Here is a 23,366-nt window from a genome sequence, read left to right as displayed (position 1 = left end):
TTTGCCTACGAAAATATAAGTCCGCGCCCCCCTTCCCAACAGCCATGGCGCGGATAGAATGGCGAGCCTTCCCGTAGTCCCCCCTCTACTTATCCTATTGATGACGCCCATGTCCGAAGCCAGTCCGTGTCTGAGTTGCGGTGCCTGCTGTTCATACTTTCGTGTGTCTTTCTTCTGGGGAGAGTGCGCCTCATCGGGGGGCACGGTGCCCGACGACCTGGTGGTGCAAATCAACCCAACGCGCGTGGCGATGATCGGTACCGACCAGAAACCCGCCCGCTGCTGCAGCCTTGAAGGTGAAGTGGGTAAAGGGACGAGTTGCTCGATCTATGAGCAACGCTCAAGCCCCTGCCGCGAGTTTGAAGCGTCGTGGAGCCAGGGTGTGCAGAACGTCGATTGCGATGCCGCACGCGCCGAGTTTGGCTTGGCGCCGTTGCATGCGCCATTCGAATTGGAGCTGCCCATCAGCGCTTAGCATCAAACGCTATGAGCAGCATGCAAAAATAATTCAGAGCAAAGTGCCATCATTCCTGGCAAATTCCGTAAGGCTTCTATACTTGACCTCATAGGTCATCGCCGTAGGCAGTGACGTGACGCTATGACGGGACATGCTATGGAATGGCTGGGTCTGCATTTGTTCACCGGGCTTCCGGAAAGCGGGCATTTATTACTCAATTGCAGTCATAACCCCTTTTTGGTGCTGTTGGCCTACCTCGTCGCTTGCGCGGCAGGCTTTGGCACGCTCGACATGGCTGAACGCGTAGGTCATGTCGAGAACCCGACCGCGCAGCGCCATTGGCGCTGGCTCGGCGCCAGTTGCCTGGCGGGCGGGATCTGGTCCACCCACTTCATCAGCATGCTGGCCTTCCAGGCGCCTATCGCGATTCACTACGACCTGTTGATGACGTTCGCGTCCTTGCTCATCGCGCTGATCGCCTCGTTGATCGCCATGCAGACCCTCAGCCATCCTCACCTGCGGTTCCACCAATATGGGCTGGCCTCCCTATGGATGGGTGTCGGCATCGCCTTGATGCATTACGTTGGCATGTCGGCCATGCGTTCCCAGGCCCAGCTGTATTTTGAGACCGAGTTGTTCATAGCCTCGGTGGCCATCGCCATGGGCGCAAGCCTGGCTGCGTTGTTGCTGTCGAGCTACCTGCGCACCGGCACCGGCGTGTTTCATCAACTGCTCAAATACGCCGCCAGCCTGGTCTTGGGTGCGGGAATCCTGAGCATGCATTTTACCGGCATGGCCGCGATGCAATTAATTGTTCCCACTGGGGCTGACCTCTCATTGCCTTCGGATAACAACCCTATCCAGCTGGGTTTGTCGGTGGCGGTCATCACCCTGCTGGTGATTGGCAGCAGCATCAGTGCTGCCCTGGCCGACAAGAAACTGCAGCATAAGGAACGCGACCTGCGCCGGGTTAATGCGTTGCTCAGCGAACTGGATCAGGCGCGCGCTTCATTGCAACAAGTGGCCCATTACGACGCCCTGACCAGCCTGCTCAATCGACGGGGCTTCAACCAAATCTTTGCAGAGAAGCTTGCCGAAAAAACCGCCTCCCACGGCATGATGGCGGTGATTTTTCTTGATATCGACCACTTCAAACGCATCAACGACAGCCTCGGGCATGACGCAGGTGACCAGTTGCTCACCGTGCTGGCCGCGCATATCAAGGGCTCGGTGCGCAGCCATGCCGACGTGGTTGCGCGGTTCGGCGGCGATGAGTTCTGCATCTTGATCAGCATCCACCACCGCGACGAAGCCCGGCACCTGGCCCAGCGCATCATGCAACAGATGAAAGAACCCATCGAGCTGGCCGGTCGACGCATGGTAATGACCACCAGCATCGGCATCAGCCTGTTCCCCGATGACGGCCTCACCTGCGAGGAGCTGCTGAAAACTGCCGACCTGGCGCTGTATCAGTCCAAGGACACTGGGCGCAACACCCTGAACTTCTTCAGCTCCAACCTGAAAACCCGCGCCTTTCTCGAACTGCAATTGGAAGAGGAACTGCGCGGCGCTTTGCGCACCCACGACCAACTGGTGCTGTTCTATCAACCGATCTTTGACATGAAGCTGGGCAAAGTTACGCGGCTAGAGGCCCTCGTACGCTGGCAACACCCAAAGCACGGCCTGCTGGCACCAGATCGGTTTATCGGCATCGCCGAAAGCAATGGGCTGATTGCCGAATTGGACCACTGGGTGTTGCGCCAAGCCTGTCATGACCTGAGCATGCTTTCTGACAGAGGCTATACCGAACTGACGATGTCAGTGAACTGCTCGGCCCTGAACCTGGCCCGTGACGAGCTGGCGGATGAAATCGAAGATGCGCTGCGCTTCAGCGGCGTCGCCGCCAACCGCCTGGAGCTGGAAGTCACCGAAAATGCGCTGATGGGCAATATCAGCAGCACCCTGACGCTGCTGCGGCAAATTCGCGCGCTGGGCGTGTCGCTGGCCATCGACGACTTTGGCACCGGCTACTCGTCCCTCGCCTACCTCAAGCGCCTGCCGCTCAATACCTTGAAGATCGACCGCTCGTTTATCCAGGATATTCCCAAGTCCACTGCGGATATCGAGATCGTTCAGGCGATTATCGGGATGGCCCACACCCTGCACTTGCAGGTAGTCACTGAAGGCGTCGAAACCCAGGCGCAATTCGAGCTGCTGCTCAAGCATGACTGCGATTTCGTCCAGGGTTACCTGCTGAGCCCGGCAGTGGCGGCCAGTGACATCATGGGTGTGATCCAGAGCATCAACATGCGTAACCCGCTCTACCCGCACAGCGTGGTGGGCGCCAAAGACAACAGCTCGCCGAAAGAAACGTCCTCAAGCCGCGGTGGCTCTACGTCCATCGTCAGGCCAATTCGCTGACGCCCAATATTTGGCATTTCGCCATCATTCGCCTAAAGAACACCGACGAACGGCCGATTCATCAGAGTCCGGCCGGGTTTTCCCTGAAGAAACCAGGGTTATCCCCCTTCGGCCAGGACAAGGACGCACTGCAAAGTCGCGAACACCCATTCCGTGATGGCCCTTTGATTTGTTTCAGCCATCCGTTCAGGCACATGGCGCACAATGACCTCTAAAAATAACTCTGCCACCGTGGTATCCGACGTGTTGCTCCCAGCTCCTGCGGACAAGCCCTCAGGCTCAAAGTCATTGAGCACCGCCCGGCCGCTGGCCACCCAGCAATACCTGTACTTCACCGAAACCAATACCGACCGCATCCTCGACAACCTCGATGGCCTGCGCGACATGGTGTTCCCGCGCCCGCCCCACCTGGAAGGCGACAGCGATCCGCGCAACGAGCAGGAATTCCCCTCGGTGTGCCTGATCGGCCTGGGCCGCTGCGGTTCGAACATCGCGCTGGACGTGGCGGAGCTGGTGTACAACGCGCGCAAGTTCTATTTGAACGAGTTCAGCAACGAAGACAAGTCGCAGGACAAGGGCTACAGCCCGGCCCAGTGGATCCGCAACAACCTGCGCCTGGGCAGTGGCAAGGCGAGCAAACCGGTGTTCCTGGTGGAACCGCTGGTGATGCTCGGCGACCTGGACAAGGACATCGCCGGGCGCATCCGCTTCTCGCGCAAGGGCGAAAAAAGCGGCTTCCTGCGCGATTACAGCAAGATGAAAATCATGGACCTCTCGGAAGTCCATGCCGGCGGCGCCGGTAACGCGCCGATCCTCGGCCAGTACCTGGCCAAGATCATCCTCAATAAAGACACCCAGCGTTTTTCCAGCCCCGATTGGAAGATGATCCACTCGTACCTGATCGACTCCTGCGGCATCAAGGCCAACCAGTCGCGCCTGTACTTCTCGATCTTCAGCGCCGGCGGCGGCACCGGCTCGGGCATGGCCTCGGAATTCGGCCTGGCTCAGCAACACTCGTACATGAACAAGACGTTCGACACCAAGCCCGCCGACGAGCATGACAGCAAAAGCGGCCACGCCTTTGTGTTCGAGCCGATCTTCACCAGCGGCATCTGCGTGCTGCCGAATATCTCCGACCACCGCAGCGAAATGTCCGAGGCGTTGCACATCAACGCCGGGCGACTGCTGTGCAAATACCTGTCGGAAGAATGGGACTTCTCTTACAACTTCGACAACGAAGACAGCAGCGAAGCCAGTGTGAAGGGCCGCATCCGGCCGTGGAACGCGATGATGCTGATCTCCAACGACATCATGCGTTACGCCGAAGAAAGCGATGACGGCAATATCCAGAACATTGACGTCAATGCCATGGAAAAACACGCCAACCAATACATTTCCCAGCAGATCTTCAACATCCTCACGGCCCAGGCCGTCACCACCGACTACGACCAGAACTACTTCCGCCGCGCCGGTATCGACATCGGCGAAACCATTCGCCTGGATGCCAACGACCTGTTCATGAGCCTGGCCGGACCGGTAGCGATTGCCTACGCCGAGTCAGTGGTTCCGGAAACACCGGCACCGTCGAATGACAAATTCAAGGTCTTCGAGAAAGAGCCACAGCGCCTGAACATCGACGACCTGTTCTTCCGTTCCATCGACCTGCCGCACTTCAACAAGGTCACCCAGGCCATCGAAGGCATCAGCCTGTTGCCGATCGAATCGAAGCGTTACAAGGCTTCCTTGGAGCAGTACAAGAACTCCGGCTACGACGCGGCGGCGCTGCATGACCTGCACTTCTTCAAAAATTGCTCGTCAGTGGTGTCGATCGTGTCCCTGCCCAAGGACTACAAGCTGTCCTACATGGACCTGAACCGGCTCAAGACCCACCTTAACAGCCTGTTCCCCAACACCACCCTCAAGCGCTACGCCTTGGTGATCGGCGCCTCAGCCAACTTATCCCTGACCACCCTGATCGCGAAAAGCCCGTGCCTGTCGGATGACTTCCTGACGTTGATCGTGGCGTTCATCAAACGCTGCTTTGCGCGCAACCCGTACCGTTTCGACGACACGCTGGACAACTCGATCCTGGACTTCATCATCCACGGAGACTTCGACGAAGACCGTATCGACGAGCTGCTCAACGAGTTCGAGAACCCGGCGAAGATCCTCGATACCAACTGGTACGCGATCAAGCCGATGTATGAGAAGAAGTACCGCGAGTTGATCAACGACAAAGACAAGTTCGTGTCAATCAATGACATCCGCCTGTCGCGGGATTGTGTGAAGAAGGCGATCAAGTACTTGCGTGAGATTTATCGTCACCGGATCGGGAAGACCAAGGTTATTTCGTTGAATAACCACACCGGTAAGACCGGCTGAGGCATTGCGACGGTACCGCTCGGCACCGTTACTGTTTCATCAGGCTCTTCGTTTCTGCAGATAATCGACGATGACTTGTTCGTCTGCAGGCTTAGCTGGCCGGGGCAGCTGCTCTGGCCAACCGGCACCCTGCGTGCCGAAAAACTGCGTCTGCTCAGCCTCATCCCAGCCGCGGATTTCACGCGAAGCCGACTCCCACCAGCCCTGTCGGCACACGTCGTAATAGGGGTTCTCTGGTGCCGCGCTGCCGTAGAGCAAATCGCGGCCGACCCTTTTCAGGTGTTTGCGCTGATTGCGCAGTTTCCATTTGATGAGCAGCCGCTGCCAGGCTGATGGCAAAGGCTTGACCTGCGGCACATCCAAGCAACGCATGACCAATTCAGGCCCGAAGGTTTCACCGTGAAGGCTGAAAAAATGCGCCTGCATGGCGTGAAAGAAGCGCTTTTCGGCGTAATAGTGATGAACGATTTTCTTCGACTCGCGCACCGTCTTGCCACGCATCGCAAAGGAAATCGCGATTTGCTCGATGGTGTGGATATCAAAGGAACCCTGGGTCCACTCGTCGATCAAGCGGATCGACGTTTCGAGCAGCGCGGTATCACTGGCGCACACACCGCACAGGCCACTGTTGTAGAGCTTGAAGCTGTTGCTGGCAGAGACTCCATGGGAGTGCAGGTGCTGGCCCAGCTTGAGGTAGTCCGGGCGTTTGCAGACGTAATGCCAGTCGTACTCGAGCTCGTCCATCACATACTGGCCAGGCTTGATGAGTTCAAACACGCAATGGGGGGATTTGAGGAACAGCGTGTCGGTGTCGACGAACAGGGTTTTGTCCGCCAGCTTCAACCCTTGTGCGATTGCACATGCCTTGCGCCGGTGGAGGTAGCCGTTTTCGCCCTGCCATTGGGTCAGGGTCTGCTCATCCAGCTCGATGGTTTCCACCGGCCAGCCGATGAAGTCCTGGGGACGATCAGTCATGACCCGGATGCACAGCGACTCACCCTGCTTGAGCTGCGCCAGGGCAGTGAGAATGCTGAATTTGGCCTCACGCCGATAAACATCCTGTTTACCGTAGATAAGGTAAAGCAACTGGTGCGAGGGTTTCGCTGAGAGGGGCAGCGTTGAGGGCATGACTGGCTCCGAGTAACAAGCCGCGGACTTTACCGGATTTCAGTCTTTCCTACCCTGCGATCTGACAGCTGCCGGGCATATATTCACACCGGGAAACAATTCTCCGACCTGTTCGGTCATCGGAAAACTGTTCCCATGACGTGCCCGTCACCCTGCGCTGTGACCTTTCTCCACGGCAAGGTGCCATCACCGCGCCAGCGGTTACCCCGCTACACACTTTCAAACGGGCAAAGCACGCACCATTTCGGTGCTCAGCCTGCGGACACTGCCCTTTCCTGGATCAGGATCCAGGGCGAAACCACCACCGCCCATAAGCTCGGGTCGCGCTCCACCAGGTCCAATGCCCGCGTCGCAGACACTTCGCCAAGGCTCCCGGCAGCCAGCCAGGCAGCGACTTTGTCGCGGTTGTCCTCAGCCATTCCCTCGGCAGCCTCGATCAAATCCAGGCCGGCATCGACCCACAATAGGGCACCCTTGGCAAAGAACGGTTCAAGCTCCTTCCAGGATATTTCGGCGGTTTCACCGAGCAGCTTGGCATAGAGGGTGCTAGGTTCTTGCGTCATGGGACTTCACCTGAAGAAAAAAACGGCGCAATCATAACGTCACGCATCAGGTAGAAAAACCCAGTTGCAAATGAGTCATCGATAGAAAGTGTCAGGAAAGCCAAGGATTGCCCGGAACTCTGGCATCACCTCGCCGCAATTCTGTCTTTTTCTTTCATTTATGCGACACCCCCGGGTTTTGCCCCCAGCAGCCAGCTTTTCAAGCGATCAACCGGCGCTCTACACTGTACCGGTACAGTTGCCAGGGCACTGCCGGGGGGATATCCGAGATATCTGATCCGGTTCTGCAGCTCACAAGGCCGCTAGAACTATAAAAAATACAACAGTAAGAGTGGAGCACTATGAATAAGGCTACTAAGCAGATTTCCAAACTGTTTGCCGCTATGGTCCTGGCTGGGGTTGCCGGCCATTCGTTCGCAGCCGACACCATCAAGATCGGTATCGCAGGCCCTAAAACCGGCCCAGTGACGCAATACGGCGATATGCAATTCATGGGTGCCAAGCAGGCAATCGCCGACATCAACGCCAAAGGCGGCGTCGATGGCAAAATGCTCGAAGCCAAGGAATACGACGACGCTTGCGACCCTAAACAAGCCGTGGCTGTCGCCAACAAAGTGGTCAACGACGGCGTCAAGTTCGTGGTCGGCCACCTCTGCTCCAGCTCCACTCAGCCAGCCTCAGACATCTATGAAGACGAAGGCGTGATCATGATTACCCCGGCTGCCACCAGCCCGGAAATCACTGCACGTGGCTACAAGCTGATCTTCCGCACCATTGGCCTGGACAGCGCACAAGGCCCAGCGGCCGGCAACTACATCGCCGACCACGTCAAGCCGAAAATCGTTGCCGTCCTGCACGACAAACAGCAATACGGTGAAGGCATCGCCACCGCCGTTAAACAGACCCTCGAGAAAAAAGGCACCAAGGTTGCCGTCTTTGAAGGCCTGAACGCCGGCGACAAAGACTTCTCCTCGGTCATCCAGAAACTCAAGCAAGCCAACGTCGACTTCGTCTACTACGGCGGCTACCACCCTGAGCTGGGCCTGATCCTGCGCCAAGCCAAGGAAAAAGGCCTGAACGCCAAGTTCATGGGCCCAGAGGGCGTCGGCAACGACTCCATCTCGCAAATCGCCCAGGGCGCTTCCGAAGGCCTGCTGGTGACCCTGCCTAAATCCTTCGACACCGATCCGGCCAACAAAGCCATCGTTGAAGAGTTCGCCAAGAACAAGCAGGACCCAACCGGTCCATTCGTGTTCCCAGCCTACTCGGCTATCGAAGTGATCGCCGGCGGTATTGCCGCAGCGAAGAGTGAAGACACCGCCAAAGTGGCAGCCGCCATCCACGCGGGCACCTTCAAGACCCCTACCGGCGAGCTGAGCTTCGACGCCAAGGGCGACCTGAAAGACTTCAAATTCGTGGTCTACGAATGGCACTTCGGTAAGCCAAAAACCGAAGTTTCCCCTCAGTAAGCCAGGCATTACTGGTCCAACAAGCCCACTGTGAGAGCAGTGGGCTTTGTTTTACGAGGTTTATGGGCCTGTCACCCGCGATCCGGGCGCTGGCTCACCTGAAAATCTTAAAACCGTCACCAGCGGTTCGCTGGCAAACGCTTTGTGCAACCTGCTCACAGAACAGGGCACAGGCCGGAAATGACTCCACCAGTGAAATGCGTATCGGGTTTTTAGGAGCGCTGTAATGCCTGAGATCTATCATTTTTTCCAACAGCTGGTTAATGGCCTGACCATTGGCAGCACCTATGCCTTGATAGCCATTGGCTACACAATGGTTTACGGCATCATTGGAATGATTAACTTCGCCCATGGCGAGGTGTACATGATTGGCTCCTACGTGGCCTTTATCGCCCTTGCCGGGTTGGCCATGATGGGTATCCATTCCCTGCCGCTGTTGATGACCGCCGCGTTCCTTGCGTCGATCGTCGTGACCAGTGCCTATGGCTACAGTATCGAGCGCGTTGCCTATCGCCCCTTGCGTGGCAGCAACCGTTTGATCCCGCTGATTTCCGCCATCGGCATGTCGATTTTCCTGCAGAACACCGTATTGCTGTCCCAGGACTCCAAGGACAAGTCCATTCCCAACCTGATTCCGGGGAGCTTCTCCTTCGGCCCAGGTGGCGCACAAGAAGTGCTGATTTCGTATATGCAGATCCTGGTCTTCGTCGTCACCCTGGTGGCCATGCTGGGCCTGACCCTGTTCATCTCTCGCTCCCGTCTGGGGCGCGCCTGCCGGGCCTGCGCCGAAGATATCAAGATGGCCAACCTGCTGGGCATCAACACCAACAACATCATCGCCCTGACCTTCGTGATCGGCGCCGCATTGGCGGCCGTCGCGGCGGTGCTGCTGAGCATGCAGTACGGCGTGATCAACCCCAACGCCGGTTTCCTGGTGGGCCTCAAGGCCTTTACCGCGGCGGTATTGGGCGGCATCGGCAGCATCCCGGGCGCGATGCTCGGCGGGCTGGTGCTGGGCGTGGCCGAAGCCTTTGGCGCCGATATCTTCGGCGACCAGTACAAGGACGTCGTGGCGTTCGGCCTGTTGGTTCTGGTGCTGTTGTTCCGTCCGACCGGCATCCTGGGCCGTCCGGAGGTTGAGAAAGTATGAGCAGATATCTTAAATCGGCGTTTTTCAGCGCCTTGCTGGTGTGGGCCGTGGCCTTCCCGGTACTCGGCCTCAAGCTGAGCATTGTCGGCATCAACCTGGAAGTGCATGGCACCGGTCCCGTGACCCTGACCATCATCGCCCTGTGTTCGGTGCTGATGTTCCTGCGCGTGCTGTTCACCCAGCAGGTCGGCGCCTTGCTCAAGGGCAACCGTGCGCCGTTGGTGTCGCCCAAGGTCAGCCAATTCCTGACCCTGCCGCGCACCCAGCGCTACATCATCATCGGCCTGATCGTGGCCGCGTTGATCTGGCCGTTCTTCGGCTCGCGCGGCGCGGTCGACATCGCCACCCTGATCCTGATCTACGTGTTGTTGGGCCTGGGCCTGAACATCGTGGTGGGCCTGGCCGGCCTGCTCGACCTGGGTTATGTGGGTTTTTATGCGGTGGGTGCCTACACCTACGCGCTGCTGTCGCACTACCTGGGCTGGAGCTTCTGGATCTGCCTGCCGCTGGCCGGCATGGCGGCGGCCACGTTCGGCTTCCTGCTGGGCTTTCCGGTATTGCGGTTGCGCGGTGACTACCTGGCCATCGTGACCCTGGGCTTCGGTGAAATCATCCGCTTGTTCCTGCGTAACCTCACCGATATCACCGGCGGCCCCAACGGCATCAGCAGCATCCCCAAGCCGACCTTCTTCGGGCTGTCGTTCGACCGCACCGCCGCAGAGGGCATGCAGACGTTCCACGAGTACTTCGGGATTGCCTACAACCCGGTGAGCAAAGTGGTGTTCCTGTACCTGGTGGCGCTGTTGCTGGCACTGGCAGCCTTGTTCGTGATCAACCGCCTGTTGCGCATGCCGATAGGCCGCGCTTGGGAAGCATTGCGCGAAGACGAGATCGCCTGCCGTGCACTGGGCCTGAACCCGACCATCATCAAACTCTCCGCCTTTACCCTGGGTGCTGCATTCGCCGGTTTCGCCGGTAGCTTCTTTGCCGCTCGCCAAGGTCTGGTGACGCCGGAGTCGTTCACCTTCATCGAGTCGGCGATCATCCTCGCCATCGTGGTACTGGGTGGCATGGGCTCGCAACTGGGTGTGATTTTGGCCGCGATCGTGATGATCCTGTTGCCGGAAATGATGCGTGAGTTCAGCGAATACCGCATGTTGATGTTCGGCGCCATGATGGTGCTGATGATGATCTGGCGTCCTCAAGGCCTGCTGCCCATGCAACGTCCACACATGGAGCTGCGCAAATGAGCCGCGAGATCCTGAAAGTCGAAAATCTGAGCATGCGTTTCGGCGGTTTGCTGGCGGTCAACGGCGTGGCCCTGACCGTGAAAGAGAAACAGGTTGTAGCGTTGATCGGCCCGAACGGCGCCGGCAAGACCACGGTGTTCAACTGCCTCACCGGTTTCTACAAGCCGAGTGGCGGCAGCATCCTGCTGGACGGTCAGCCGATCCAGGGCCTGGCCGGTCACGAGATTGCCCGCAAGGGCGTGGTGCGGACCTTCCAGAACGTGCGGTTGTTCAAGGACATGACGGCGGTCGAGAACCTGCTGATCGCCCAGCACCGTCACTTGAACACCAACTTCTTCGCGGGCCTGTTCAAGACCCCGGCGTTCCGCAAGAGCGAACGCGAGGCCATGGAGTACGCCGAGTACTGGCTGGACAAGGTCAACCTCACCGAGTTTGCCAACCGCCCCGCCGGCACCTTGGCCTATGGTCAGCAACGTCGCCTGGAGATCGCCCGCTGCATGATGACCCGCCCGCGGATCCTCATGCTCGACGAACCGGCCGCCGGCCTGAACCCCAAGGAAACCGAAGACCTCAAGGCGCTGATCAGCGTGTTGCGTGAAGAAAACAACGCCACCGTGCTGTTGATCGAACACGACATGAAACTGGTCATGAGCATTTCCGACCACATCGTGGTGATCAACCAGGGCACGCCTTTGGCCAACGGGACACCGGAGCAGATCCGCGACAATCCTGAAGTGATCAAAGCCTATTTGGGGGAAGCGTAAAATGCTGCAATTCGAAAACGTTTCCACTTTCTACGGCAAGATCCAGGCCCTGCACAGCGTCAACGTGGAAGTGCGCCAAGGCGAGATCGTGACGCTGATCGGCGCCAACGGTGCCGGCAAGTCGACCTTGCTGATGACCCTGTGCGGTTCACCGCAGGCCCACAGCGGCAGCATCCGCTACATGGGTGAAGAACTGGTGGGCCAGCAGTCGTCGCAGATCATGCGCAAGAGCATTGCGGTAGTACCGGAAGGCCGTCGCGTGTTCTCGCGCCTGACCGTCGAAGAGAACCTCGCCATGGGCGGGTTCTTCACCGACAAGGGCGACTACCAGGAGCAGATGGACAAGGTGCTGCACCTGTTCCCTCGGCTCAAGGAACGCTTCAGCCAGCGCGGCGGCACCATGTCCGGCGGCGAGCAGCAAATGCTCGCCATCGGCCGGGCGCTGATGAGCAAGCCCAAGCTGTTGCTACTCGACGAACCTTCGCTTGGCCTGGCGCCGATCATCATCCAGCAGATCTTCGACATCATCGAACAACTGCGCAAGGACGGTGTGACGGTGTTCCTGGTGGAGCAGAACGCCAACCAGGCGCTGAAGATTGCTGACCGTGCCTACGTGCTGGAAAACGGCCGGGTGGTGATGCAGGGTACGGGCGAGCAGTTGTTGACGGACCCTAAGGTGCGCGAGGCATACCTCGGCGGCTGATCAGCTTTCAATGTGTGTGCAGGCCTGTGTGGGAGCTGGCTTGCCTGCGATGGCATCACCTTGGTGTATCAGTCACACCGAGGTGATGCCATCGCAGGCAAGCCAGCTCCCACATTTGCTTCGTGTGATCTCTGGAATGGCGTTGCTTGAAACTATTTTCGGCTGATTTGTAACGAACCCCACCCCCCTCTCTCTAGTGGTACAAGCAGGCATTCAAGCCCGCCAACCCACCCCACTGGAGAGACACCATGACCACCAAACTGTCCGCTGCCACCCTCGTCCTGGCCCTCGGTTCCGCGCTGAGCCTGTCGGCCCTGACCACCACCGCTCACGCCGCCGACGACATGCAAAAGTGCTTCGGTGTCGCCGAAGCCGGCAAGAACGATTGCGCCGCAGGTGCTGGCACTTCCTGCGCCGGCACCTCGAAAACCAAGGACCAGGCCAACGCCTGGAAACTGGTTCCGGCCGGCACCTGCCTCAAGACCCCAAGCTCCACCTCGCCGACCGGCTTCGGCCAGGAAGCAGCCTTCACTGCCAAGTCCTGATCCTCGAAAAACCTGAGTACTGATGATGACTCTTTCATCCCTGCAAGCCGTCTCCCAGGCTCAGGCGCCCGGCCTCCCACGCCGGGCCGGGCTGGGGCTCAAGCATGAGCACTTCATTGCAGTGCTGGAGACCTCGCCCGACATCGGTTTTTTTGAAGTGCACGCCGAAAACTACATGGTGGATGGCGGCCCGTTTCATTACTACCTGGGGTTGATCCGCGAACAGTACCCGCTGTCATTGCACGGCGTAGGCCTGTCCATCGGCGGAGAAGGCCCGCCGGACCGTGAGCACCTTGCACGGCTGGCAACGCTGATCGAACGCTATCAACCCCACTCTTTTTCCGAACACCTGGCCTGGTCAAGCCACGGCCCGGTGTTTCTCAATGACCTGCTGCCCTTGGCCTATGACAGTGCGACCCTGCAACGGGTGTGCGAACACATTGACCACGTGCAAAATACCCTCAAGCGACCAATGTTGCTGGAGAACCCGTCGACTTACCTGCAATTCCAGCGCTCAACCCTGGATGAGACCGACTTCATCAGTGAGATCATCCGCCGTACTGGCTGCGGTTTGCTGTTGGACGTGAATAACGTCTATGTGTCGTGCATCAACCATCAACGCGATCCGGTTGCCTACATCGACCGCCTGCCGATGCATGCGGTGGGCGAGATTCATCTGGCCGGTTTTGCCGAAGACACTGACAGCCTCGGTGATCGCTTGTTGATCGACGATCACGGCGCGCCTATCGATAACGCCGTATGGCAGCTGTACGAAAAAGTATTGGCGCACGTAGGCCCAATAGCCACGCTGATCGAACGGGACAACCAAGTGCCCGCGCTCAGTGTATTGCTGGCCGAGGCTCAACAGGCCCAATGGCACCTGTCGCAGGTGACTTCATGAGCCTTCATGACGAATTTGCCGCAGCGCTGCTGGCGCCGAACCAGGCGTGCCCCAATGGCCTGTACAGCAGCAACGGTGCCGACCCGAGCAGTCGTTTTGCGGTGTATCGCAACAATGTGCACAGCTCGTTGATCAACGCACTCGCAACGGCCTACCCCGTGACATTGCAATTGGTGGGCGAGGACTTCTTCCGTGCGATGACCGGCCTGTTTATCCAGGCTTGCCCACCCACCAGCCCGCTGATCAGCGGGTACGGAAGTGCGCTCGCCGCATTTATCCAGGACTTTGAGCCCGCCGCCAGCGTGCCCTACCTAGCCGATATGGCGCGTTTGGAACGACTGCGTGTGCGCGCTTATCACGCGGCGGACACCCAGCCACTCGACCAACCGACTGTTCTTCAAGCACTGCAAGGCCAAACAGCCCTGGGGAAATTGCGCCTGCAGCTGCATCCCTCCCTTGCCACCTTGAATTCTGCCTACGCGGTGGTGGCGGTATGGGCCGCGCACCAGACCGAAGGCGGCCTGGCCACCCTGAATCCCTGGCACGCCCAGAGTGCGCTGGTAATACGTCAGGGGCTGGAGGTCAGGGTATTTGCCACCGACAGTGGCTCAGTGGCGTTTATCAACAGCCTCGCCCATGGCAATACCTTAGAAAAAGCCGTGGAGCATGCGCTTGACGCAGCGGCCGAGTTCGACCTGCACCAATGCCTGACGCTGCTGATCAGCCACAACGCCATTACTCATTTGCATCCAGAACAAAAGGTATCGCCATGAACACTCGTCCATCAGGCCTGATCAATCGGGCCATCGCGCTTTTCGAACAAATCCCTTACAGCTTGACTGCCTTTCTTGCGCGTTTTTCGATTGCTGCGGTGTTCTGGAAATCCGGGCAAACCAAGGTCGAAGGATTCGTCATTGATTTGGTCAGCGGCACCTTCCAACTGGGCGAACCGAAACTGGCCGCCTCGACATTGCCGTTGTTTCGCAGCGAATACCACGTGCCGCTGCTATCACCGGAGGTGGCGGCGCATATGGCGGCGTTTGCCGAGCACTTCTTCCCAGTGTTGATCCTGGTGGGCTTCGCCACGCGCTTCTCGGCCTTGGCCCTGATCGGCATGACCCTGGTGATTCAGCTGTTCGTCTACCCGGACGCCTACCCGACCCATGGCACCTGGATTGCGCTGCTTTTGCTACTCGTAGCCAAAGGACCGGGGCGCCTGTCCATCGATCACTTGATCGCGCGTCGCTACGCTTAGAGTCGGTCGAGGGCCTCGCCGCTGCGCTTGAACCAGTCCACCAAGTAGTCAGCCAGCACCTGGGTGCGACGCGGCAGGCCGCCCTGGTAGGGATGCACCAGGTACATTGGCATGCTCCGCGTCTGATAATCACGCAGGAGCCAGCGCAAGCGGCCGTCAGCCAATTCCGCAGGCAGAACGTAGGACGGCAGGCGCGCGATACCAGCGCCCACTAACGCGGCCTTTTTCAACAAATTGTAGTGATTGGAGGCAAAGGTACCGCTGACCCGCACCCGCAGCAATTCGTGCTGCTGGTGGTACAACCACTCTTCACGGCCGCTGTAGTGGCTGTTGAGCAGGCAGGTGTGGGCGGCCAAATCGGCCGGCGTCTCTGGTTCGCCATGCTTCTCAAGGTACGCCGGGCTGGCGCAGGTCATTTCATGCCAGGCCAGCAGAGGCTTGACCACCAGGCGCTCGTTTTCAATCGCGCCTGAGCGTACCCCCAAATCAAAGCCATCCCGCGCCAGGTCGCGGTAATTGTTGTTGAGCTCCAGCTCGATCTGCACCTGCGGGTACTGCTTGGAAAACTCCAGCAACAAGCCATCGAAGAAGGTTTCGCCCAAGGAGACCGGAACCGTCATACGCACCGGCCCGGCCAGATCGTCCTTTAGCCGGGCCAACGCCTGACGGGCGCGATCCACCTGCACCACCAATGCCTGAGCCTGGGGCAGCAATGCCGCACCGGCTGCAGTCAGGCTGAGCTTGCGCGTCGTGCGGTGCAGCAGCACCACGGCATGCTGTGCTTCCAGCTGGCTGATTCGCTTGGACAACTGCCCTTTGCTACAGCCCAGTTTCTCCGCGGCCACGGTAAAACTTCCGGCGTCGATCAGCACGGCGAAGGCCGCCAAGTCATCCATTTCGCTCATGGATTGTTTCCATTTTAAAACCAAAGGTTGCCCATTAGTACGTTTATCTGCCTAAAAAGCCACTCTACACTGAACCCTCACTTACCCTTGGAGGAACAGCACCATGAAAATCCTATTGATTGGCGCCAGCGGCACCGTCGGCTCGGCAGTCAAGGCGGAACTGGCTCAGCGTCACGAAGTGATCAGCATCGGCCGCAGCAGCGGCGACTTCCAGGTGGATATCAGCGACAGCGCGTCGATCCGCCAACTGTTCGAACAGACCGGTAAGTTCGACGCGCTGATCTGTGCGGCGGGCCGTGTGAACTTCGTCGCGCTGGGCGACATGAGCGAAAGCGATTTCGAGCTGGGCCTGCGTGACAAGCTGATGGGCCAGGTCAACCTGCTGTTGATCGGTAGTGAATACGCCAACGATGGCGCCTCGTTTACCTTCACCAGTGGCATTCTGAATCGCGACCCCATCCGCACCGGCGCCTCGGCTGCGCTGGTCAACGGCGCCATTGACGCCTTTGTCAAAGCGACGGCAATTGAATTGCCGCGCGGCCTGCGCATCAACTCCGTGAGCCCGACGGTCCTGCTGGAAGCCATGGACAGTTACGCGCCATATTTCCGCGGCTACAAACCAGCTCCAGCCGCCGACGTGGCGCTGGCCTACGCAAAAAGTGTTGAAGGTTTACAGACCGGTCAGACCTTTATCGTGGGTTGAATCGGATACCTGTCAGATTTGACTGAAGCTGGCAGCCGGGGTTGTGATGAAACGCCAGCCTGCGTAACGTGGCGGCACTTGTCTGGAGACCGATAATGCGCGCCGCTCATACCCTTACTCTACTTGCCTTGTTTCCCCTGTTCGCCGCCTGCCAGATGTTCGACAGCGACCCAGCCAAGCCTTCTCTTGCCGGGCTGACCCGCATGCAGGGCGAACTCACGGCGGTCGGCGACAAACTGCTGTTCCAGCCGTGCAACGACAAGCGCAACTACGTGGTCAACGATACCGGGGGCACCAGCATCCTGCAGGAAGCGGCCTCCCTGGCCGGCCAGCAAGGCGCGTTGTTTGCCGACCTGCGCGGCAAATTTTCCGGCGTTGCCAGCGGCACCCAGGGCAGCGTGGACCTGCAACAGCTGTATCGCGTCGAACGCTCGACCTCGGCCTGCAACGATCCGGACTTCAAGCGCATGATCCTGCGTGCCAACGGTCACAAGCCGACCTGGATAATGAACGTCACCGCCAAGGGCCTGGTACTGGAGCGCGAAGGCCAGCCGCCACTGGCAGTGCCTTATGTGGAAGAGCAGATCGGTGACGGCCGCTTCAACCTGATGACTGAAGCCAACAACCAGCGCGTCGAACTGTGGGTGGCCCCACAACGTTGCATCGACAGCGCGAGCGGCAGCCTGCAACACATGACCGCCGAGTTGCGCGTCAACGGTCAGGTACAGCGCGGTTGCGCGTCGTTCGGCGGTTCACGCGACGACTGACTCCACGCTGCGCTGTTTTAACATGACGGGAAACCGCCTTTGGGGCTTATAATCGCCGGTTTGCAAAACAGCCGGCCTCCGAGCCCGCCGCCTACCGGATCCTGTCATGTTACGAATCACCGAACTCAAGCTGCCCATCGACCATCCCGAAGAAGACCTGCGGCCTGCCATCGTGCAGCGCCTGGGCATCGCCAGTGATGACCTGCTCGATTTCACCCTGTTCAAGCGCAGCTACGACGCCCGCAAGAAATCGTCGGAGCTGTGTTTCATCTACACCATCGATCTGAACGTGAAAGGCGAAGCCGCCCTGTTGCTCAAGTTCGCTGATGACCGCAACGTCAACCCGGCGCCGGATGTCAGCTACACCGTGGTCGGCCAGGCGCCGGAAGGCCTGACAGAACGTCCAATCGTCGTGGGCTTTGGCCCGTGCGGCATTTTCGCCGGGCTGTTGCTCGCGCAGATGGGCTTCAAGCCGATCATCCTCGAACGCGGCAAGGAAGTGCGTCAGCGCACCAAGGACACCTGGGGCCTGTGGCGCAAAAACGTGCTCAACCCCGAATCCAACGTGCAATTCGGTGAAGGCGGCGCCGGGACCTTTTCCGATGGCAAGCTGTACAGCCAGATCAAGGACCCGAAGTTCCACGGTCGCAAAGTCCTGCACGAGTTCGTCAAGGCCGGTGCGCCGGAAGAAATCCTCTACGTCAGCAAGCCGCATATCGGTACATTCCGCCTGACCGGCGTGGTGGAGAACATGCGCGAGCAGATCATCGCCCTGGGCGGTGAAGTGCGCTTCGAGCAGCGGGTTACCGACGTGCTGATCGAAGACGGCCAGTTGAACGGCGTGGTGGTCGATGGCGGCGAGCAGATCCTGTCCAGGCATGTGATCCTGGCTCTCGGCCACAGCGCCCGCGATACCTTCCGCATGCTCCACGGCCGTGGGGTTTACATGGAAGCCAAGCCGTTCTCGGTGGGCTTCCGTATTGAACACCCACAGTCGCTGATCGACGCCGCGCGCCTGGGCAAATACGCCGGGCACCCAAAACTCGGCGCCGCCGACTACAAGCTGGTGCACCACGCCAAGAACGGCCGCTCGGTCTACAGCTTCTGCATGTGCCCAGGCGGCACCGTGGTTGCCGCGACCTCCGAGCCAGGTCGCGTCGTCACCAACGGTATGAGCCAGTACTCGCGTAACGAGCGCAATGCCAACTCCGGCATCGTGGTCGGCATCACGCCTGAAGTGGATTACCCGGGTGGCCCGCTGGCGGGTATCGAGTTGCAGGAACGCCTGGAGTCCCACGCCTACATCCTCGGCGGCAGCAACTACGAGGCCCCGGCGCAATTGGTGGGTGATTTCATCGCCGGTAAGCCATCGACCGCTATCGGCAGTGTGGAACCGTCCTACAAGCCTGGCGTTGCTCTCGGTGACCTGGCCCTGGCGTTGCCGGACTTCGCTATCGAGGCGATCCGCGAAGCGTTGCCGGCGTTCGAGAAACAGATCAAGGGCTATTCGCTGCACGACGCGGTGTTGACCGGTATCGAGACGCGCACCTCGTCGCCACTGCGGATAACCCGTAACGAATCGATGCAGAGCTTGAACGTGAAAGGCCTGTTCCCGGCCGGTGAAGGCGCCGGTTATGCCGGGGGGATTCTGTCAGCGGGTGTGGATGGGATTCGGATTGCCGAGGCGTTGGCGCGAGATATGTTGGGCATCGAGGCCTGACATTCTCTCCCTGCCAGCCCCCATTCAAAGGTGGGAGCTGGCTTGCCGGATCACCGCATCGCTGCGATTGTGATGGTTCAGTCGATAAATTCGGCGACTGACAGTCTGTAATCGCAGGCGAGCCAGCTCCCACATTGGTTGTTGTGTCGGGTCAGATATTTGCGCGCAAGATCGTTTCGGGCAATGGCTCACCCCGCTCCACACTGGCCGCAACGGCCGCCATTAACCCGACCAATTCATAGCCTTGCCCCGCCAGCCACGCCTGATCGTAATAGGTGGTGGCATACCGCTCACCCCCATCACACAAAATCGCCACGATCGAGCCCGACTCCCCCGCCGCTTTCATCTGCTGCGCCGCCACCAGCGCGCCAATCAGGTTGGTCCCGCTGGAACCGCCGACCCGCCGTCCAAGCCGTGCAGCAAGGTAATGCATGGCCGCCAGCGAGAGCGCATCCGGCACCTTGACCATCGCATCAATCACCTTTGGCAAAAAGGATGCCTCGACCCGTGGCCGACCAATCCCTTCGATGCGCGAACCACAGTCCAGGCGCAAACTCGCGTCGCCACTCTGATAGAAATCAAAGAACACGGAGCGTTCGGCATCGGCACACAACACACGGGTGCAATGCTGGCGATAGCGCACATAACGGCCGAGAGTTGCTGTGGTGCCGCCGGTGCCGGGGCTGGAGATCAGCCAGCTCGGTTCCGGATGCTGCTCGAAACGCATCTGCTGGAAGATCGACTCGGCGATGTTGTTGTTCGCACGCCAATCGGTGGCGCGCTCGGCGTAGGTGAACTGGTCCATGAAATGACCACCGCTTTCCAGTGCCAGCCGCTCGGACTCCGCATAGATCTGCGTCGGGTCCTGTACCAGGTGGCTTTTACCGCCGTAGAAAGCAATCTGCGCGATTTTTTCCTGGGAGGTGGTGGCCGGCATCACCGCAATAAATGGCAAGCCGAGCAGACCGGCAAAGTAAGCTTCGGAAATCGCCGTTGACCCGCTGGACGCTTCGATCACCGGCGCGCCAGGCTTGAGCCAGCCGTTGCACAACGCATACAGGAACAGCGAGCGAGCCAGCCGATGCTTGAGGCTGCCAGTGGGGTGGCTGGACTCGTCCTTGAAGTACAACTCAATACCCGGCAACCCCGGCAGAGGCAAGGGAATCAGGTGCGTGTCGGCGCTGCGCTGGAAGTCTGCTTCAATGATACGAATGGCTTCGCGGGCCCAGGGACGTTGGTCGTTCATGGAGAGTTTCTCTAAAGGTGTAAGCCCTGATTTTAGGGGGTTTCCTACTCACCACACAGATACAGTACCGGCTCAATTGAGGGCGTAATTGCTAGGCTTCGACGTAACGTCAACGCGAACCGCCGCTTATAACAAATAAGAATATAACTTTTGTTTTAACAACCAACGGTACGGGTTAGGGTACCCACCTATTGAACCTGGATTGGAGAGCATCCCTTGCCTCTGCGTAGCACTTTCACCCGTTTCTTCCAGCTGGAAGCCGCCAGCGGTCTGTTGTTGATCGCGGCAGCCGCCCTGGCCCTGATCGTCAACAATTCACCTTTGTCGCACCTGTACAGCGCGTTTCTCGACGTACCGGTAGTGGCGCAGATTGGCGCGTTGAAAATCGCCAAGCCCGCCTTGCTTTGGATCAACGATGGCCTGATGGCCTTGTTCTTCCTGCTGATCGGCCTTGAGGTCAAGCGCGAGCTGCTCGACGGCCACCTGTCAAAGCCCTCGCAAGTGGTGCTGCCCGGCGCAGCGGCCATCGGCGGCATGGTGGTGCCAGCGCTGATCTACTGGGCGATCAACAAGGACTACCCCGCGGCACTTTCGGGCTGGGCGATCCCGATGGCCACCGACATTGCCTTCGCCCTCGGCGTGCTGGCCCTGCTGGGCAAACGCGTACCGGTGTCGCTGAAGCTGTTCCTGATGACCCTGGCGATTATTGACGACCTGGGCGCGATCATCGTGATCGCCATTTTCTATTCCGCCGACCTGTCCGGCGCCGCCCTGGCAGGTGCAGGTGCCTGCTTGATTGCCCTGATCGCGATGAACCGCCTGGGTGTTATCAAACTTGGACCGTACCTGATCATTGGTCTGATCCTGTGGGTGTGTGTGCTCAAGAGCGGCGTACACGCGACGCTCGCCGGTGTGACGTTGGCATTCTGCATCCCGATGCGCACCAAGAACGCCGAGCCGTCACCGTTGCTCACGCTGGAGCACGCCCTGCACCCGTGGGTGGCCTACGCCATCCTGCCACTGTTCGCCTTCGCCAACGCCGGGGTCTCGCTGACAGGTGTCAGCCTGGAAAGCTTCACCCACCATGTGCCTATGGGCATCGCTGCGGGCCTGTTGATTGGTAAGACTGTCGGCGTGTTCGGGCTCACTTGGCTGGCGATCAAGACCGGCATTGCTGCCCTACCGAACGGCGCAAATTGGGGCCAGGTGTTTGGTGTGGCAATCCTGTGCGGCATTGGCTTCACCATGAGCTTGTTTGTGGGGTCACTGGCATTCGTGCCGGGTGCCAGTGAGTTCGCGGGGGAGGACCGGATGGGAATTTTGACCGGCTCGATATTGGCGGCGTGTATTGGTTATGCGGTGACGGCAATGGCGAGTCGCAAGAAGGCTGTAACTTCAGATTTGAACTGACAGCCCCTAAAACCAAAAAGCCGCCTCGGATTAAACCGAGGCGGCTCCACTTCTCAGACCTTACAGGTCATCGAAGCTGTCCCGCAGGAATACCCACACGTGATAAACACGCAGGATATTCACTACGAGGTTCCACGTACGTCGTGCAAACTTCGACATACTCGGCCCTCCTAACGTTGGGCCTTACCTCCAGCGCACTTACCGGAACACGTGAGCCTTTGGATGCAGGTCAATGCATCTTTGAGGCGGCCGGGTTGATGGGCTTCCCGCATGAATCCGGCACGGATTACTAGCCCGTGGCGATCAGTCCAAAAATTCGCGCGCGTACCCGGCTCGCCTAGAAGCAACAAACGTAGAACAGGGGGGAGCCTAACGAATATCCCGAATAAAGGTGTGACGAAAAGTGGTTAAATATCCAGTATTGCTTATGAGATCTATTGCAATTTTTTGCAGTAGAAATCGAAACAGAAAAGCTTCAGGAATGGCCGTCGTCGACTTTCTCTCAACCTTGCATGAGAGTGTGACCGGGGGTACTATCCCGGCTGCAGGTCAATGCATCTTTGAAGTCGCAGCCCCGTCAATAATGGGGTTCGCAATAAAAAACCGCCCTACTAAGGCGGTTTTTTATTGCCTGCATTTTTTGCAGTTCAACCCGGCCACACCCCATAAAACCAAAAACCCCAGCCGGTCACCCGGCTGGGGTTTTGTAGTTCTACAACCAGCGCTTAACGCGTAACGCGGCTAGTACCATCAACGGTCATGATGCGTACACGGTCACCAATGCGGAAGATTTCATTCTCCTGCACAGCCTGCACGTAGGCGCGCATGCTGCCGTCGTCTTCGCGTACGGTGATTTCCACACCCTGGGTCCGGGTCAGGCCTTCTTCGGTGGCCGAGCCCAGCAGGCCGCCAGCAACGGCGCCGATCACGGCAGTCACGATGCTGCCACGGCCGCCGCCGATAGCGCTGCCGCCAACGCCGCCGATGACTGCGCCAGCAGCGCCGCCGATTGGGGTCTTGGTGCCTTCGATTTTCACGGGGCGCAGGGATTCGATGGTCCCCATGCGCACGGTCTGAACACGACGCGCTTCGTCGCGGGAGTACGAGTCGCCGGTCAGACTCGAGGCGCAGCCACCCAGCAGCAACGACAGGGTGGTAAAGCAGGCAACCAGTAAAACGGACTTACGCATAGCATCAACTCCAAAGGACAGGTGTTCATTAAACGCTGCAGCTTGACGCCTGTCACGGCAAGCGCCGCAGAAAATTGCTTTCATTCAGCCTGAGTACAGACAGCCCGCACCAGGAAACTCGACGAACGGTAGCACTCCACTCCTAGCCAGGACCTCCATGGATTACTTCATCATTGTAGTCACAACGCTTGCCGGCCTGTATTTCCACGGCTGGCTGTACCTGCGTATCAGGCGCTGGATCGACCGTGACCTGGCGCTATCGCTGGCGGGCAATGACCTGCACAAGCGCGCATTTATGCTGCAACAGCTGGAGCAGGCTCGCGCGCTGAAAATCAGGCGGTCCGATTTGCCGCTCTGGTTGAAAAAAGCCGCGCAGCAGCACACGCCCGAAGCCTCTGTGATAGAGACTTCGGCGTGATCGGCAACATTCAGGTGAG

Annotated in this window: 22 protein-coding genes; 17 read left to right on the top strand and 5 right to left on the bottom strand. The window is 59.0% G+C overall.

Features of this window, described 5'->3' with window-relative positions; genetic code table 11:
- Positions 1 to 109 precede the first annotated feature (109 nt).
- The 3 genes from HU722_RS07835 to HU722_RS07825 all read left to right on the top strand — a co-directional run bounded on the left by HU722_RS07835 (position 110) and on the right by HU722_RS07825 (position 5,260).
- Positions 110 to 475, top strand: a complete 366-nt coding sequence (locus HU722_RS07835) for a YkgJ family cysteine cluster protein (RefSeq protein ID WP_186755067.1) — start codon at positions 110 to 112, stop codon at positions 473 to 475.
- Positions 476 to 613: 138 nt separating this feature from the next.
- The gene (locus HU722_RS07830) at positions 614 to 2,878 is read left to right on the top strand and encodes a putative bifunctional diguanylate cyclase/phosphodiesterase (protein WP_186755065.1); all 2,265 of its coding nucleotides are present in this window, start codon (positions 614 to 616) and stop codon (positions 2,876 to 2,878) included.
- Between the two features lie 204 nt (positions 2,879 to 3,082).
- Positions 3,083 to 5,260: a hypothetical protein gene (locus tag HU722_RS07825; RefSeq protein WP_065945395.1), complete on the top strand. Its 2,178-nt coding sequence runs from the start codon at positions 3,083 to 3,085 to the stop codon at positions 5,258 to 5,260.
- A 39-nt stretch (positions 5,261 to 5,299) separates the two neighbouring features.
- Here the strand turns inward: HU722_RS07825 and HU722_RS07820 are convergent, their stop codons facing one another.
- The gene (locus HU722_RS07820) at positions 5,300 to 6,388 is read right to left on the bottom strand and encodes a hypothetical protein (protein WP_065910489.1); all 1,089 of its coding nucleotides are present in this window, start codon (positions 6,386 to 6,388) and stop codon (positions 5,300 to 5,302) included.
- Between the two features lie 251 nt (positions 6,389 to 6,639).
- A complete protein-coding gene (locus HU722_RS07815; RefSeq protein ID WP_065945393.1) occupies positions 6,640 to 6,951 on the bottom strand; it encodes a DUF2288 domain-containing protein in 312 nt (103 codons plus the stop codon).
- 341 nt (positions 6,952 to 7,292) lie between these two features.
- Between HU722_RS07815 and HU722_RS07810 the strand changes: the two genes are divergently transcribed.
- The 9 genes from HU722_RS07810 to HU722_RS07770 all read left to right on the top strand — a co-directional run bounded on the left by HU722_RS07810 (position 7,293) and on the right by HU722_RS07770 (position 14,988).
- Entirely contained in the window at positions 7,293 to 8,420 is a 1,128-nt protein-coding gene (locus tag HU722_RS07810; protein ID WP_065873279.1) for a branched-chain amino acid ABC transporter substrate-binding protein, read from the top strand.
- Positions 8,421 to 8,646: 226 nt separating this feature from the next.
- Positions 8,647 to 9,570, top strand: coding sequence for a high-affinity branched-chain amino acid ABC transporter permease LivH (livH, locus tag HU722_RS07805; RefSeq protein ID WP_003231100.1), 924 nt, complete (start codon positions 8,647 to 8,649; stop codon positions 9,568 to 9,570).
- The gene (locus tag HU722_RS07800) at positions 9,567 to 10,820 is read left to right on the top strand and encodes a high-affinity branched-chain amino acid ABC transporter permease LivM (RefSeq protein WP_065873280.1); all 1,254 of its coding nucleotides are present in this window, start codon (positions 9,567 to 9,569) and stop codon (positions 10,818 to 10,820) included. The genes livH and HU722_RS07800 overlap by 4 nt, the downstream gene beginning before the upstream one ends.
- A complete protein-coding gene (livG, locus tag HU722_RS07795) occupies positions 10,817 to 11,584 on the top strand; it encodes a high-affinity branched-chain amino acid ABC transporter ATP-binding protein LivG (protein ID WP_010212365.1) in 768 nt (255 codons plus the stop codon). The genes HU722_RS07800 and livG overlap by 4 nt, the downstream gene beginning before the upstream one ends.
- A gap of 1 nt (position 11,585) precedes the next feature.
- The gene (locus tag HU722_RS07790; RefSeq protein ID WP_010212366.1) at positions 11,586 to 12,287 is read left to right on the top strand and encodes an ABC transporter ATP-binding protein; all 702 of its coding nucleotides are present in this window, start codon (positions 11,586 to 11,588) and stop codon (positions 12,285 to 12,287) included.
- A 248-nt stretch (positions 12,288 to 12,535) separates the two neighbouring features.
- Positions 12,536 to 12,832: a BufA1 family periplasmic bufferin-type metallophore gene (locus tag HU722_RS07785; RefSeq protein ID WP_012722651.1), complete on the top strand. Its 297-nt coding sequence runs from the start codon at positions 12,536 to 12,538 to the stop codon at positions 12,830 to 12,832.
- A 22-nt stretch (positions 12,833 to 12,854) separates the two neighbouring features.
- A complete protein-coding gene (gene bufB, locus HU722_RS07780; RefSeq protein WP_065945392.1) occupies positions 12,855 to 13,733 on the top strand; it encodes an MNIO family bufferin maturase in 879 nt (292 codons plus the stop codon).
- A complete protein-coding gene (locus HU722_RS07775; protein ID WP_186755353.1) occupies positions 13,730 to 14,506 on the top strand; it encodes an HvfC/BufC N-terminal domain-containing protein in 777 nt (258 codons plus the stop codon). Before bufB ends, HU722_RS07775 begins: the two co-directional genes overlap by 4 nt.
- The gene (locus HU722_RS07770; RefSeq protein ID WP_065872397.1) at positions 14,503 to 14,988 is read left to right on the top strand and encodes a DoxX family protein; all 486 of its coding nucleotides are present in this window, start codon (positions 14,503 to 14,505) and stop codon (positions 14,986 to 14,988) included. Before HU722_RS07775 ends, HU722_RS07770 begins: the two co-directional genes overlap by 4 nt.
- Here HU722_RS07770 and HU722_RS07765 read toward each other — a convergent pair.
- Complete coding sequence (locus HU722_RS07765; RefSeq protein ID WP_065872398.1) at positions 14,985 to 15,893, bottom strand: LysR family transcriptional regulator; 909 nt, start codon at positions 15,891 to 15,893, stop codon at positions 14,985 to 14,987. The genes HU722_RS07770 and HU722_RS07765 overlap by 4 nt on opposite strands.
- Positions 15,894 to 15,996: 103 nt before the next feature.
- Here HU722_RS07765 and HU722_RS07760 point away from each other — a divergent pair, with 103 nt between their 5' ends.
- The 3 genes from HU722_RS07760 to HU722_RS07750 all read left to right on the top strand — a co-directional run bounded on the left by HU722_RS07760 (position 15,997) and on the right by HU722_RS07750 (position 19,083).
- A complete protein-coding gene (locus HU722_RS07760; protein ID WP_065872399.1) occupies positions 15,997 to 16,596 on the top strand; it encodes a short chain dehydrogenase in 600 nt (199 codons plus the stop codon).
- Between the two features lie 95 nt (positions 16,597 to 16,691).
- Entirely contained in the window at positions 16,692 to 17,363 is a 672-nt protein-coding gene (locus tag HU722_RS07755; RefSeq protein WP_065872400.1) for a COG3650 family protein, read from the top strand.
- Positions 17,364 to 17,469: 106 nt separating this feature from the next.
- Positions 17,470 to 19,083, top strand: coding sequence for an NAD(P)/FAD-dependent oxidoreductase (locus tag HU722_RS07750; RefSeq protein WP_065872401.1), 1,614 nt, complete (start codon positions 17,470 to 17,472; stop codon positions 19,081 to 19,083).
- Between the two features lie 151 nt (positions 19,084 to 19,234).
- On the opposite strand, the gene HU722_RS07745 is transcribed toward HU722_RS07750, so the two are convergent.
- The gene (locus HU722_RS07745) at positions 19,235 to 20,329 is read right to left on the bottom strand and encodes a PLP-dependent cysteine synthase family protein (protein WP_065872402.1); all 1,095 of its coding nucleotides are present in this window, start codon (positions 20,327 to 20,329) and stop codon (positions 19,235 to 19,237) included.
- A 216-nt stretch (positions 20,330 to 20,545) separates the two neighbouring features.
- On the opposite strand from HU722_RS07745, the gene nhaA reads away from it, so the two are divergent.
- Positions 20,546 to 21,739, top strand: a complete 1,194-nt coding sequence (gene nhaA, locus HU722_RS07740) for a Na+/H+ antiporter NhaA (RefSeq protein WP_065872403.1) — start codon at positions 20,546 to 20,548, stop codon at positions 21,737 to 21,739.
- Positions 21,740 to 22,464: 725 nt separating this feature from the next.
- Here the strand turns inward: nhaA and HU722_RS07735 are convergent.
- The gene (locus tag HU722_RS07735; RefSeq protein ID WP_003189251.1) at positions 22,465 to 22,929 is read right to left on the bottom strand and encodes an outer membrane lipoprotein; all 465 of its coding nucleotides are present in this window, start codon (positions 22,927 to 22,929) and stop codon (positions 22,465 to 22,467) included.
- 157 nt (positions 22,930 to 23,086) lie between these two features.
- Between HU722_RS07735 and HU722_RS07730 the strand changes: the two genes are divergently transcribed.
- Positions 23,087 to 23,347 carry a hypothetical protein gene (locus HU722_RS07730; protein WP_065872404.1) on the top strand — a complete coding sequence of 87 codons (261 nt, stop codon included), beginning with the start codon at positions 23,087 to 23,089 and terminating at the stop codon, positions 23,345 to 23,347.
- Positions 23,348 to 23,366: the final 19 nt, after the last annotated feature.

Origin of the sequence: Pseudomonas tritici, from assembly GCF_014268275.3 — a bacterium.
GTDB classification, from domain to species: Bacteria; Pseudomonadota; Gammaproteobacteria; order Pseudomonadales; family Pseudomonadaceae; genus Aquipseudomonas; species Aquipseudomonas tritici.
This window is presented reverse-complemented; position numbering and strand designations above follow the sequence as displayed.

Coding starts and splice junctions, on each gene's coding strand:
- HU722_RS07835 (WP_186755067.1), top strand. CDS start 110: ATGTCCGAAGCCAGTCCGTGTCTGAGTTGCGGTGCCTGCTGTTCATAC.
- HU722_RS07830 (WP_186755065.1), top strand. CDS start 614: ATGGAATGGCTGGGTCTGCATTTGTTCACCGGGCTTCCGGAAAGCGGG.
- HU722_RS07825 (WP_065945395.1), top strand. CDS start 3,083: ATGACCTCTAAAAATAACTCTGCCACCGTGGTATCCGACGTGTTGCTC.
- HU722_RS07820 (WP_065910489.1), bottom strand. CDS start 6,388: ATGCCCTCAACGCTGCCCCTCTCAGCGAAACCCTCGCACCAGTTGCTT.
- HU722_RS07815 (WP_065945393.1), bottom strand. CDS start 6,951: ATGACGCAAGAACCTAGCACCCTCTATGCCAAGCTGCTCGGTGAAACC.
- HU722_RS07810 (WP_065873279.1), top strand. CDS start 7,293: ATGAATAAGGCTACTAAGCAGATTTCCAAACTGTTTGCCGCTATGGTC.
- livH (WP_003231100.1), top strand. CDS start 8,647: ATGCCTGAGATCTATCATTTTTTCCAACAGCTGGTTAATGGCCTGACC.
- HU722_RS07800 (WP_065873280.1), top strand. CDS start 9,567: ATGAGCAGATATCTTAAATCGGCGTTTTTCAGCGCCTTGCTGGTGTGG.
- livG (WP_010212365.1), top strand. CDS start 10,817: ATGAGCCGCGAGATCCTGAAAGTCGAAAATCTGAGCATGCGTTTCGGC.
- HU722_RS07790 (WP_010212366.1), top strand. CDS start 11,586: ATGCTGCAATTCGAAAACGTTTCCACTTTCTACGGCAAGATCCAGGCC.
- HU722_RS07785 (WP_012722651.1), top strand. CDS start 12,536: ATGACCACCAAACTGTCCGCTGCCACCCTCGTCCTGGCCCTCGGTTCC.
- bufB (WP_065945392.1), top strand. CDS start 12,855: ATGATGACTCTTTCATCCCTGCAAGCCGTCTCCCAGGCTCAGGCGCCC.
- HU722_RS07775 (WP_186755353.1), top strand. CDS start 13,730: ATGAGCCTTCATGACGAATTTGCCGCAGCGCTGCTGGCGCCGAACCAG.
- HU722_RS07770 (WP_065872397.1), top strand. CDS start 14,503: ATGAACACTCGTCCATCAGGCCTGATCAATCGGGCCATCGCGCTTTTC.
- HU722_RS07765 (WP_065872398.1), bottom strand. CDS start 15,893: ATGAGCGAAATGGATGACTTGGCGGCCTTCGCCGTGCTGATCGACGCC.
- HU722_RS07760 (WP_065872399.1), top strand. CDS start 15,997: ATGAAAATCCTATTGATTGGCGCCAGCGGCACCGTCGGCTCGGCAGTC.
- HU722_RS07755 (WP_065872400.1), top strand. CDS start 16,692: ATGCGCGCCGCTCATACCCTTACTCTACTTGCCTTGTTTCCCCTGTTC.
- HU722_RS07750 (WP_065872401.1), top strand. CDS start 17,470: ATGTTACGAATCACCGAACTCAAGCTGCCCATCGACCATCCCGAAGAA.
- HU722_RS07745 (WP_065872402.1), bottom strand. CDS start 20,329: ATGAACGACCAACGTCCCTGGGCCCGCGAAGCCATTCGTATCATTGAA.
- HU722_RS07735 (WP_003189251.1), bottom strand. CDS start 22,929: ATGCGTAAGTCCGTTTTACTGGTTGCCTGCTTTACCACCCTGTCGTTG.
- HU722_RS07730 (WP_065872404.1), top strand. CDS start 23,087: ATGGATTACTTCATCATTGTAGTCACAACGCTTGCCGGCCTGTATTTC.